Source organism: Campylobacter concisus (assembly GCF_002913745.1).
Lineage (GTDB): Bacteria > Campylobacterota > Campylobacteria > Campylobacterales > Campylobacteraceae > Campylobacter_A > Campylobacter_A concisus_R.
Map to the genome: position 1 here is coordinate 1 of NZ_PPCG01000078.1, position 11,479 is coordinate 11,479.

Here is an 11,479-nt window from a genome sequence, read left to right on the forward strand (position 1 = left end):
AATTTCTCTTCGCTAACGCTTTTGTCTTGCTTGCCTTTTTTGGCTACATTTTCTATTGTATTTTCTTTTTGGATAGTGTTATCTTGTATCGGTGTGTTGCTAAGTCCGTTTATGCTAGTTATCATTTTTCAATTCCTTTGAAAGTAATAGCCTACAATAAAATTTGTAGGCCACTTAAATTTTTACCAACCGCCTAGGTCAGATTCCATTCTTCTCTTAAAACTATCTCTTAGCTGCCTAACAACTGCGTTGTTCTTCAGAACAAAACTGCTAGATATCTTATGATACTCTCCAGTTTTTTCGTTATATGCTGCAGCACTATAGGTAAAAAGAGGATATCTGCCATAGCGACTAGATTTTATCTCTCTTTTGACAGTGTAAGCAAGATAATAACCAGGAAGATTATATGCACCTAATCCTTGCTTATATTCTTCTTTTATATATCTGCTGCCCTTGTTTTCTTCTATTACTGCGTATGCTCCAGACTCATTATATGAAAATTTCCAAGGCCCTTTCAGCTCTAGGCCTCCTTTAATCTCATTCATACCAGCGGCATCTAGTTTTTTAACATTTCTATTATTATCTGCGTATTGCGTCGCTATCGCTGCTTTTGGCATATCGTTGCCAAAGCCAAATAAATTTTTAGTTCCCTCCCACATATCTTTAGCAGTCTGACCTATATCAAAGTTTTTAACCGCATCAACGATCGGAGCTATATATTTGTTGTATTGATCTTTTATCCATTTAAAGGCAAGCTCAAAAGGCTTCATAATAACTTTGCCTAAATTTTCAAAGCCAGCTGATATAAATTTCCACGCAATGCTAAAAAAGTTTTGTATCACGTCAATAAAGGCAGCGACTATCATCTCAATAGTTTCTACCCAAGCTTCAAAGGTGGTTTTTACTCCGTCCCAAAGCTCGTCCCAGCCTTGTTCTATCAAATCAAAATCGGCAGTAAAAATACCTATGAAAATTTTAAAAATACCTAGTATTGCGTTAAATATTCCGCTAAAAATAGCCATAATATTATTAAGCACTTGTTCTATCGTTGGCTTAACCGATTTAAACCATGCAATAGCTTTCTTGCCCCACTCGATAAACGGCTTCCAATAGTCACCAAATAAACTTTCGCCGCCGTCTAAATAGGTCATTAGATCATCAATTAGTAAAATAAGACCGCCTATTAGCAAAATTACCCAACCGATAGGGTTGGTTAAAAACGCCGCTAGTATTGCACGTTTAACGACTGCTAAGATACCAACAAGAATTAATAACGCCGCTTTCCAGCCTATCGTGCTACTTATTACTTTATTTAAAAATCTAAACGTGTTTGTAAATACTTGCCCTAGCTTCAATATCCACTTAAAGACATTAGTTAAACCCTCGACCACTAAAGCCTTATTAGCTCTCAAGAAGTTGTTAAAGCCTTTTAGGCTTTGATTGACGACTGGGATTAGCTTTAATGCTGTTTGGGTTACGATTGATTGCACCGCCGTTTTTGTTTTTTGTAGTTGATCTTGATACTCTTTTGCTTGAATTATTTCGGCTTGTGTGATATTAAATAGTCTATCTTTTTTCTTTGCTAGTTCCTCGATTTTTTGCAAAGGCACGGTCAAGTAATTAGCTATTAAGCCGCTAGCCGCTGTCGCTGCTGCACCTATTAGCATAAATTTACTTCTTATATTGCCTAATTCTTGTTTTAAGTTGATAGCTGGCTTTTTCTCGGTTAGCTTTTTAGTCTCTTTCGCTGCTTCTTTTGCTTTCTCGCCGACCTTTTCCTCTGCTTCTGCCACTTCGTGAAAACTAGTAGTGAGTTCCTCGGCTTGCCCTTTAGCTTCCTCGCACCACTCTACGCCTTTATTTTTGGCTTGTTCTAATTTCGCTATTAGTTCGGCATTTCTTTCCATGCCGGCTCTTACGGCGTCGCTTATAGGCTGGGCTGTTTGTTTGGCTAGGCTAGAGATATTTTTTAGCCCTTGTTCTATCTGCTTTATCTTGCCACTATCAACATCAAATCCGATTTTGTAGAGAAATTCATCTAATAGCACTATATATCCTTTTAGGGGCATATTAGAGCATTTTTGAGTTGATTTTTCGGCTTGTGTGTAGAAATAGAGGAGTGAGCCTTATTGTTTTTCTAAGGCTCGACGCTCCTCGTTTAGCAATTCGATAATAACCTCATGCATCGCTATTGCGTCCTCTAGGTCATAAATAGTGCGTAGGTCGTTTAGTGTGGCATAACCCTTTATAATCGGTAGCCACACCAAATAATCTATATCAAACTCGCTTTTTACGCCTTGTTTAGGTAGGCTGTTATACACGTTAAGGATTTTGCCCCAGCGGGTAAGAAGTCTAAAAAATGGTATTTTAACCCCTCTAAAATAAGCTGTGCGTAATCGCCTCTGTTGGCGTTAAAATGCGTTTCGGCTTGGCTCATATTTCTTAATAATATTTCGCCACCCTCTGCATTTATCACGCTAGCATATTTTAAAATAAAATTCTCAACTCCACTAAACGCCGCACTGCCTATATTTGCTATTATTTGTCCTACGTCTATATTTACGTCCTCGCCTTGCATGCGGAGTTGCCCTGATCTTGTGACTGTGTATTTGAGTCATTTTCTTCAAAAACCTCTATCATTGAGGCGTCCAAATACTTTTTAGCTTCATTTTGATTAAGGGTGATTGTCTCACCCTCTTTAACGAAATTTCCCTTTACGCATATATTGCCTTTAGCTATGTACATCATGCTCGCTCCTCTATGCCTTACTCATAAGGCTAGCCCATTTTTTAACGACTACTTCATAATCAGTAAATACATCAAATACGTATTTTAAGGCTCGCTCTTCAGCGTCATACCAGCGGTTACGACGGATGTCTAAAACTACTCCTAAAACTAAGTTTTTAAGTGGAGTAGCTAGATAAGTGCCTTTTGGCATAAGAGGAGTTATTTCAAACGGAATGCCAAGTATTTGGTTGGCTCCGCCTTGAACGAGATGAAGCGGCGAATTTAGCGCGCTTAGCTCGAAGCGGCGAATTTAGCGCGCTTAGCTCTTTGTTGTATTCCTGAACGTCGGAAGGGTTTATCAAAATTCTAGCTTCACTTACAATGTCCGGGTCTATAGATCCAACTAATGCACTCAGTCTATTTGATACCTTTTCTGATGCTGCATAGGTTAATTTAACTGCGTCGCTAGAGTCCTTGACCACTTGTAGCCAGCCTTTATGTAGCGTCTTAAAAGTTCCGTCGTAAGTATCACTCTCTCCGGTAAAGCCAAGAAGTGCTAAATCGTTACCGAAAGCCTTGGCAAATGCGTCAAACGTTTCTTTTTCGAAATTAGGATTTGACTTATTGTCTTCTAGCGCATCTTGCAAGATACGAGAAAATAGCTGAACGCTTTTGGCATCTAGCTTTGCACCTACTTTGCTTAAAGCCGATCTTTGTGAGTCATTTGGTTTTTCGCCGCTGGCTACACGCACCAAAATTCCTTTTGCTACGTCCCATGCGTCGAGCTCTTTAGTAAGTCTACCCATTTTTTCAGTATGGATTTTTTGCAAAAAGCCGTTATTTTGCTTAATAACGTCTATAAAATTATGCGATTGCTCAGGTGTAAGTGAGCCCGAGAGAGTAACGTTAGTGGCATTCATAGAGCCTTTTAAAATATCGTTTAATCCGTCCATTATAGTATTCCTTTGCTTGCGTGATTTTGCGTTTTTTCGATTGTTACGTCTTGTTTTGATTTGCTTAACTCGCTTGTTATCGCATCAAGTTTAGTGGTTAGCTCGATTACTGATTTTTCAAGCGTTTCAAGCCTTGCGTCATTTGCACTAATGTCAGCTTTTACAAGCTCGGCAACTCTATTTTCATCCATTGTTTCTCCTTTGTTGTTTGAACTTTCTTTTTTAAAATTTTCGCTTGAGCCGAAAAACTCTTTTAGCGCCGCTATCACGCCGCCTTTTGTGACATCTTCTTTTTCGCTCCCCTTTATCACTCCACTGCCATACATTGATAGTCCAGTTATCGTTCCGTTTTTTATCATCTCTCGCAGCTCCTCATCTTCTATTTTGATGCCTACCGCCCACGCTCCCTCTTCATTAAAGAATTTATCTTTGCTTTTTACTATCCAGCTTTCGCATATATAGGCGTCTGCGATATTAAAATTATGATTTACATCTATACAGTAGCTAAGGTCCGATCCCTTCATAAAGTTATAAGCAGCCCTTTTGATTTCATCAGCATTTGCAAAATCTCCTTGCGTATCCACTTCGTCTGGGGCATAAACTATCCCGTAAACAACTCCTTGTTCTGCATCGCTCTTTTTAAAATCGACTCTTAACAGCTCGTTAAAATTCTCATTTTTGTAGATGATTTTTTTATTGTTGGCACCTGCTGATACCAGCGAAATTAACTTGATTTGCATATCAGTTATCTCTCTAGCCATTACTTACTCCTTATTTTTTCCGCCATTTTTGCCAAAAATAAGATTTTTAAAAACCTAAATAAGACATATATGTCTTATCTTGCTAGAAAGCGAAAAATCTTTATCGTAGAATTGGATTAAAAATTTTTAGGATAAATATGGATAGAATTTTTAAAGCAGCGCAAGGTAGCGCACAGCTTACCGAAGAAAGCAAAGACTCACAAGGCTTAATAGAGCCGTTTTTTAGCTTTGATAGATTGCTAAGTCTTTTTTACGCTAATACCTATCACAGGCGAGCTGTGCAATTAAAAGCATCACTGTTGTCTAATATAGAAGATGGCTCAAAGCTTGAAGGTGGCGCTATGACGCCCAAAGATTTTTTATATGCGTTTATATTAAATCTTGAAATTTTTGGAAATGCTTTTGTTGAAATTGCGGGTAAAAACCTTTATATACTTCCCTCTATCGAAGCTAGAGTAAACGAAAGCAAAGAAATATTTCAAGTAAAAAACAATAAATCAATAGCGCTTAACGCCAAGCACTTATATTATTACTCTCCAAACTCTAGGTTTTACGGAGAGCCTGATTATTTAGCAGCTATGCTCTCAATTCTAACCAATCAAAAAGCCGACAGCTTTAATAACGCCTTTTTTGAAAACTCCGCCCGAGCCGATACGGCCATAATCTTTGAAAATTCAGAGCCTGATGAGATGCAGCTTAACGCCTTTAAAGAATTTTTCGGCTCGAATTTTAAAGGGACGGGCAATGCGCACAAAACTTTGGTTTTAACCGCAAACGGCGATAACGCAAAAGTACGTATCGAGGATCTAAGCAAGGTAAGCGATATTAGTTTTGAAAAGCTTAAAAACCTAAATAGAGACGAGATCATAGCCGCGCACGGAGTACCGCCTAGAATGGTCGGAGTAATGACCGCCGGACAGCTTGGAGGCAGCGGAGAGGTAACCGGACAGCTGCACAGCTTTAACGAACTTACGATCATCCCAAAACAAGAGCAAATAGAGTGGTTTTTCGATAGTATCGGTTATCCTATCAAGCTTAAGCCTATCGATGTAAGCAACTTTAAAGACGACGGAGAGCTGGTAGCTGGGCTGGTAAGCAGCGGCATAATTAGCCTAAACGAAGCGCGCGGAATTTTGGGTTATAACAAATAAAAACGTTTTAAGCCGTTTTAATAGTAAAACAATGCAAACGTATCTTTAAAATACGTTCGTTGAAATTGAAGCCGTTTTGAAGCGTTTTGAAGGTGGTTTTTGGTTGCTAGCCAAAGGCGAAGCATAAACGCAAACTGCTTTGCGTTTATGCCAAAAACCAGTGAGCGAGCATATCAACGCGATGCGAGCGATGTATCCGACTCTGCGACTTTGAGCGAAGTGTATATGATTTTAGAACTTGTTTAATCGCTCAAACAAAGCAGAGCAGAGTATAAAATAAATAAGGAAAATAAGATGCAAAATATCATAGATGAAATTAGACGCTATAACAAACTAAAAATGATAGCCGACGACGAGATAATACCGTATATAGAAATGGCAGAGTCCCAGATAGGCAAATACGCTGTAGAAGAGGCGAATAAAACAAAGGCCGCCGCTTTTTATACGTTAGCGCTTTTAGGTCAGAAGCTTTGGCTTAAGATCCAGCAGCGCGCAAACGAATACGACGAGAGCTTAGATACTTTTAAAGACGTTAAGCAGTGGGAGGAGTATTGGATGGATAAATTTTACAAACTTACGACGAAGAAAAATACGAGCGGATATTTTTATGCCGCCGTCTAAGGAGAGAGTATGGAAGTAGAGAACATCGCAACCGAAAAAGAGCTAATCGCGTTTTGCGAAAAATTAATTTTAAAACACGAAGACGATTTTAAAATTTTCGTTTCCGAAAGAAGCGCGCTTAATCATGCGCAGTATAAAGCTGTCTTGACCGTTATTATTCCTATTAGCACTGGAGAGGCTGTATTAAAAGAGCTTATGGGTCTAACTCCTCTTTTAAATTTTAAAAACTCAAGCGTAGATGCCACCGACGAGCGGGGCGTGGATATACTAAATTTCGATTTCACGCTTGATTTTATGCGCTCTTGTTTGGAGGATGAATAAATGGCGTATTCTAAGCAGACGAAAGAACTCGTTTTAAATTTAATCTCCTCCGGATACTCATTGTCTGAAATCAGCAAAGAATACAAGATCGACGTATCTACTCTGTCGCGCTGGAAAGGCAAAGAGGATAAGCAAGGCCGCCTAACCGCTCAAAATTTAAAAGCTCAAATCGCAGAGCTTAGCAAAGGCAAAAGCAGCGACAGCAAAGCAAAACAAATAGCGATGCTCTCCGCGTCTTTATCTCGCCTTGAAGGTCAAAAGGCAAAAGAGGCGAAGGTAAAAAATAAGAAAAAGCCTACCACCATAATGAACGCAGACTATGAAAGCCTAAAGGCTAAAGCTATGGACGAGGGCGGGCTTTACGGTTATCAAAAAGATTTTATCAATGACACGTCTCAGTTTCGTATCGTGCTAAAATCCCGCCAAATAGGTTTTTCATACGCCTCAAGCCTAGATGCGCTGCTTGGAGCCGTCGCGGGACGCAACCAGCTATTTTTGAGCGCGAGCGAAGAGCAAGCTAGGATTTTAATGAACTACCTAGACGGATGGGCCGAGAAATTCGGCATACTTTTTGCTAAAAATAGCGAATACGAAAAAAGCCTAGATAGCGGCGCTACGATTAGGGTTATGGCTCATAACTTCCGTACGGTGCAAGGTTTTACGGGCGATATTTGGATGGATGAGTTCGCTTGGTATCCAAATCAAAAGCGAATCTGGCATGCTTTCGTGCCCTCAATCGGCGCGGTAGCGGGTCGCCTCACTATCCTATCTACGCCGTTTGAAGAGAATTCGCTATTTCACGAGCTATTTGACAACGAAATAAAATACTATATGTTTTCAAGACATAGAGTAGATATTTACAGGGCCATAGAGGACGGACTAAATTTCGATCTTGAAACTATGCGCGATCTTTTTGACGCCGATACGTGGGCGAGCGCGTATGAGTGCCAATTCATAGACGACGAAAATGCGCTTTTAAGCGTGGAACTTATAAAAGGCTGTATAAAAGACTATGCGCCAGCACTTCCAGCTAAAAGTGTCCCGCAATACGCTGGATTTGACGTCGGCCGCACGAAAGATAGATCGGCTCATATAGCCGTATACGACGAAGGCGGCGTAAAGAAGCTAAGCGTGCTAGACGTTATCGCCAAAGCAAGCTTTGAGGCGCAAGAAAATTTACTCATCGATTTTTTACGGTTTAATCCTTTAGCTATGCAAAAGATAGATAAAACCGGTATCGGTATGAGCGTAGCCGAAAAGGTAAAAAGGCGCTTTCCTTCAAGGGTGCAAGGGGTCTATTTTACGCAAAGTAGCAAAGAGGCTATGGCTCTAAATTTAAAAAAACACTTTGAAGATAAAAGCATAATCATCCCAAACGACCCGGCATTAATAGCCGATCTTCACGCCATAAAGCGAAAAGCGGGCGCTAAAAGCTTTATTTATGACAGCGACCGCAACGAACACGGACACGCAGACCGCTTTTGGGCGCTAGCTCTCGCGCTTAGCTACTTTGAAAAGGTAAGGGACAAAAGAGGCAAGGCGTATATTATTTAAAAATTTGATATATTTTTTTTAAACCAAGATAAGCTTACTTGACAAAAAAAGAGAGGGGTGGCATGAAAAGGTTTTTGGTTATTTTACTTATGGGTATGTTTGTATTTTGCGGATGTGAAAGCAAAGATGAAAATATTAAGGCAGATATAGAAAAATACGAAGAGCTTCTTACAAATATGTATATATTTTATTACAAAAAATACAACCCGGTAAGGTGTGCCCACACGCAATATAAGGGCTATTTGTTTATAAAATGTTTTGAAGCGGGGGGCGATCATACGCAGGGCGGAGTTTACGTCGTAGACGATACCGCGACGAATAAATTCGGGGGTTTTGATGTTTATGCGATAAACGGAAAGGCCATAACGCATCGCGGGGTTATGCTTAAAAGCGCAAACAAGGAGCTTGGGGATTTAAAAATACTGCCTGCACCTGCACCGAAATGGTTAGATTTGGTTGAAATTCATAATCTTATAGATAGTAGACAAAATTTTGAAGGCGAGTATATCAAACAAAGTCTTTTTGTTGGAGATGCGACAGAGTAACTATGTTTTATTAATTTTTTAAAATCACTTTTATCTCTTTTACTATCTCTTTACCTACATTTTGCGCTAGCTCGTCGCTGGCGCGTTTCAAGCCGCCGTTTTTGTAGATATTCCAAGCGTTTAACAGATATGGATTTGCCTTTATGCCAGGGTGTTTTACCTTTTTACCAAAAAATAATCCCGCCTTTTTATTGGCTAAAGCTTTTTTATTTTTGGGTTTTATAGTATAAGCTCTTGTACCACTATGGACATATTTGGCATATTTTATTTTTAAGGTATTGCCTATTTTCACTTCACTAGCGTTTGCCTCAAACACCCTTATGTCTCTTTTGAGATTGCCTGTTCTTATAGGTGCTGTTTTTTCTTTGGCGACCTGCGCTACGCCCGAACCCACTCTAAAAAGGAAGTCTTTTAAATATTTGTCGATATTTTTCATTTTATACTTTGAAATTTTCTTTTATGTATTCTAATGCGTCTATAAAAGTACCGCTAAAACTCTCTTTTTTTATCCAATTGTCGCCACTTTTATCAAGATCATAAACAACAAACTTACAAGTTTTATTAAACATGGCGATCTTTTTACATTCACTTATAGCCTCATCGCTTGGGAGGACAATGTCATAAATCCAGGTAATATCATCATTAAGCACTTCAAATTGAGCAAAAATTTCAATCTCCATACCTTTACCCAAACTGGCGTTTTTAGCGCTCTCTATCGTCCAGCCGTTACCTAGGCAAATATTGCAAATTTCCATTTTATAATCTCCGCTTTATCTAAAACCGCGCTTCTTTTAAAATATCTTTCCAGATTATCGCTCGGTTTAAATATATTATATAAATAATCACCATCAAACACCATAAAAAAGCCGTTTTGGCTTACAGCTACGCTTCTGTTTGCATGTCCTCTGTGTGGAGCTATCTTTAAGATAGAGTTGAGTGCTTTTATAGTATCTGCTGGGCTTACGTTTCTTTTTGATGAACTTACAGAGTGATTGTAAGTCTTTTTGTTTGCATATCTCTCAACACCCATTTTATCTATATGTTTTATAATCTCATTTTCGTAAAGCGGTTGCGTATTTCTCATCTTTACGCCATCTATCTCTTCTTCGTCGACCCATACCGGCACGGCTTCCGTGCGGCAGCGGAAGTGATAAGGTGGAAGACCGAAATTACTATCCATCTTATCGCTTTTACCTAGATACGCGTCGCTTTTCCACGCTGCGGCCGCTTTTTTGCTAGCTAGGTCGTTTGCATTTAGTATTTTTTTAGCTTGTGCTTCAAGATGTGTGGCTGGGATTATGCGTCCGTGCATAGAGCGGCAAATTTGTGTCGTTCTAGCGTCCATAATAGCTAAAATTTTATAATATTTTACGCCGTATTTAGCCCCTTGCGTTACGGTAGCGACGTTTCTAGCCTGCAATGCTATGTGATCGCTCACGCCTTTAAAATAGCTCTCGTCCGCGCTTAAAATAGAGCCGAATTCTCTTTTTAACTCCGCGCCGATCTCATCAAGCTCTATCTCGCCTTTAAAAACGCCCTCGATCTTATCTTTTAGCCTGTTTTGCAGATTTTCGTTATACTCTTTGCCCATCCAATAAAAGCTCTTTCTCATCGCATCCACCGCATCCGCGTCTATCTCGTCAAAAACGAACGCTAGAGTTTTATTCATGCTTTCAGCCACTTTTTTTAGAGCTCTTTTGGATAAGATGATATATAAAATTTCAAGATCGCTAGGAAGCACATCTATGTTTGCGCTTTTGGCTTTATTTAAAAGTAGCTTCTTTAGGGTTTCTTTGTCCGTATTTTCGGTGCTAATAGCTAAAATTTCGGCTGTTATGGTTTCTAGTTTTTCTATCTGCACAGCGGTGTAGTTTTGTAGCAAAAACTCTATATCGTCGCTTGATTTTAGTATCTTGTATCTAGTTAAAGCTTTCAAAAATCTCATTTTTTACCTTCGATACGCTCTATATATTCGGCGTATTCTATTAGTTCTTTGTCTTTTATGGGCTTTTCTTCGGTCATCCAGCTATATCCGCAACCCTCGCATCTTCTCATTCTTATGTTTTTTAGTCCCTTAATCGTTTTTAAAACGCTCGTTTTTTCGCATGCGCATTTAGGACAAAGCATTTTTTATTTATTCTCCATCTTCTTTAAAACTATAAGTATTTTTGAGGCCTCTCTCTTTTTTATATACTCTATTTTTAGGTATAAATTTTTAGTTATCCGCTTTATGAAAAATAGCAAGGCTTTGTCGCTTTTATCATTAGCCACTCTTTGCCAAAGAGATTTTATGGCATATATTTGACTTTGCGTTGCAAACTCTGCTGTGCTGGACTTTGGATTATCTTTACCGTCCATAACGGCTATTAAATTTATAAGCTCTTTTACTTTTAACTGCGCGCAGCTTTTTACGTCCCAAGCGCTTAAAAATTCTCCCCATGCGTCATTTTGTTTTGCGTGTTTATAAAACGGGTGCGTATGGATGATCGCCAAAAGCTGCTTTCTATAAATTTCTTCTTTTTTGCTCATTTTATAAGCCTCTAAACCATAAATGTTTTTCTAAAATCCACGGCCTAAAACCTAATACATAAATTCTAACTATAAACTGCAACTTATAAAGTTAAATTTAGTATAAAATTTAAAACAGATATAAAAAATAAGCATAAGAAGGTTATTGTCATAAAAATATGAGAACATAAAAACATAAAGAAATAATTGATTAAACATTTAAAATTAAAGCAGATTAACAACAAAGCCCGCAACGACCTACTTTTCCAACATCCCAGTAAGGGAGAGTATCATCAGCCAGGACGAGCTTAGCTTCTTGGTTCGAGATGGAGCAAGGC

At 38.9% G+C, this 11,479-nt stretch carries 17 protein-coding genes and 1 pseudogene; 6 read left to right on the forward strand and 12 right to left on the reverse strand.

Going from position 1 to position 11,479, the window contains the following annotated elements:
• The 7 genes and pseudogenes from CYO90_RS10680 to CYO90_RS09610 form a co-directional block, all read right to left on the reverse strand.
• Positions 1-125 (reverse strand): annotated as a pseudogene (locus CYO90_RS10680) (cell surface protein); the annotation flags it as partial.
• Between the two features lie 57 nt (positions 126-182).
• Positions 183-2,048 carry a phage tail protein gene (locus tag CYO90_RS10300; RefSeq protein WP_181000245.1) on the reverse strand — a complete coding sequence of 622 codons (1,866 nt, stop codon included), beginning with the start codon at positions 2,046-2,048 and terminating at the stop codon, positions 183-185.
• 242 nt (positions 2,049-2,290) lie between these two features.
• Positions 2,291-2,578: a putative phage tail assembly chaperone gene (locus CYO90_RS09595; protein ID WP_103579335.1), complete on the reverse strand. Its 288-nt coding sequence runs from the start codon at positions 2,576-2,578 to the stop codon at positions 2,291-2,293.
• Positions 2,560-2,748 carry a hypothetical protein gene (locus CYO90_RS09600; RefSeq protein WP_103579336.1) on the reverse strand — a complete coding sequence of 63 codons (189 nt, stop codon included), beginning with the start codon at positions 2,746-2,748 and terminating at the stop codon, positions 2,560-2,562. The genes CYO90_RS09595 and CYO90_RS09600 overlap by 19 nt, the downstream gene beginning before the upstream one ends.
• A 10-nt stretch (positions 2,749-2,758) precedes the next feature.
• Positions 2,759-2,938, reverse strand: a complete 180-nt coding sequence (locus CYO90_RS10620) for a hypothetical protein (protein ID WP_002942364.1) — start codon at positions 2,936-2,938, stop codon at positions 2,759-2,761.
• 13 nt (positions 2,939-2,951) lie between these two features.
• Positions 2,952-3,680: a phage capsid protein gene (locus tag CYO90_RS09605; protein WP_258030726.1), complete on the reverse strand. Its 729-nt coding sequence runs from the start codon at positions 3,678-3,680 to the stop codon at positions 2,952-2,954.
• Positions 3,680-4,441, reverse strand: coding sequence for an XkdF-like putative serine protease domain-containing protein (locus CYO90_RS09610; protein WP_103579337.1), 762 nt, complete (start codon positions 4,439-4,441; stop codon positions 3,680-3,682). Before CYO90_RS09610 ends, CYO90_RS09605 begins: the two co-directional genes overlap by 1 nt.
• 137 nt (positions 4,442-4,578) lie before the next feature.
• On the opposite strand from CYO90_RS09610, the gene CYO90_RS09615 reads away from it, so the two are divergent.
• The 6 genes from CYO90_RS09615 (at position 4,579) to CYO90_RS09635 (ending at position 8,633) form a co-directional block, all read left to right on the forward strand.
• The gene (locus tag CYO90_RS09615; protein ID WP_103579338.1) at positions 4,579-5,592 is read left to right on the forward strand and encodes a phage portal protein; all 1,014 of its coding nucleotides are present in this window, start codon (positions 4,579-4,581) and stop codon (positions 5,590-5,592) included.
• Positions 5,593-5,691: 99 nt separating this feature from the next.
• Positions 5,692-5,838, forward strand: a complete 147-nt coding sequence (locus CYO90_RS10305) for a hypothetical protein (RefSeq protein WP_002942392.1) — start codon at positions 5,692-5,694, stop codon at positions 5,836-5,838.
• Between the two features lie 48 nt (positions 5,839-5,886).
• Positions 5,887-6,213, forward strand: coding sequence for a competence protein CoiA (locus CYO90_RS09620; protein ID WP_103579339.1), 327 nt, complete (start codon positions 5,887-5,889; stop codon positions 6,211-6,213).
• A gap of 9 nt (positions 6,214-6,222) precedes the next feature.
• Complete coding sequence (locus CYO90_RS09625; RefSeq protein WP_103579340.1) at positions 6,223-6,534, forward strand: hypothetical protein; 312 nt, start codon at positions 6,223-6,225, stop codon at positions 6,532-6,534.
• Positions 6,535-8,088 carry a terminase large subunit domain-containing protein gene (locus tag CYO90_RS09630; protein WP_103579341.1) on the forward strand — a complete coding sequence of 518 codons (1,554 nt, stop codon included), beginning with the start codon at positions 6,535-6,537 and terminating at the stop codon, positions 8,086-8,088.
• Between the two features lie 62 nt (positions 8,089-8,150).
• Positions 8,151-8,633 carry a hypothetical protein gene (locus CYO90_RS09635; protein ID WP_103579342.1) on the forward strand — a complete coding sequence of 161 codons (483 nt, stop codon included), beginning with the start codon at positions 8,151-8,153 and terminating at the stop codon, positions 8,631-8,633.
• 10 nt (positions 8,634-8,643) lie between these two features.
• On the opposite strand, the gene CYO90_RS09640 is transcribed toward CYO90_RS09635, so the two are convergent.
• From CYO90_RS09640 to CYO90_RS09660, 5 genes are read right to left on the reverse strand one after another with little or no spacing between them, the layout of a single operon-like run.
• On the reverse strand, positions 8,644-9,069 hold the full coding sequence (locus tag CYO90_RS09640) for an HK97 gp10 family phage protein (protein WP_103579343.1): 426 nt from the start codon (positions 9,067-9,069) through the stop codon (positions 8,644-8,646).
• A gap of 1 nt (position 9,070) precedes the next feature.
• Positions 9,071-9,388, reverse strand: a complete 318-nt coding sequence (locus CYO90_RS09645; RefSeq protein ID WP_103579344.1) for a hypothetical protein — start codon at positions 9,386-9,388, stop codon at positions 9,071-9,073.
• Positions 9,364-10,578: a hypothetical protein gene (locus CYO90_RS09650; RefSeq protein ID WP_103579345.1), complete on the reverse strand. Its 1,215-nt coding sequence runs from the start codon at positions 10,576-10,578 to the stop codon at positions 9,364-9,366. The genes CYO90_RS09645 and CYO90_RS09650 overlap by 25 nt, the downstream gene beginning before the upstream one ends.
• On the reverse strand, positions 10,575-10,760 hold the full coding sequence (locus CYO90_RS09655) for a hypothetical protein (protein WP_021090302.1): 186 nt from the start codon (positions 10,758-10,760) through the stop codon (positions 10,575-10,577). Before CYO90_RS09655 ends, CYO90_RS09650 begins: the two co-directional genes overlap by 4 nt.
• A gap of 3 nt (positions 10,761-10,763) precedes the next feature.
• The gene (locus tag CYO90_RS09660; protein WP_021090254.1) at positions 10,764-11,162 is read right to left on the reverse strand and encodes a phage protein GemA/Gp16 family protein; all 399 of its coding nucleotides are present in this window, start codon (positions 11,160-11,162) and stop codon (positions 10,764-10,766) included.
• Positions 11,163-11,479 lie beyond the last annotated feature (317 nt).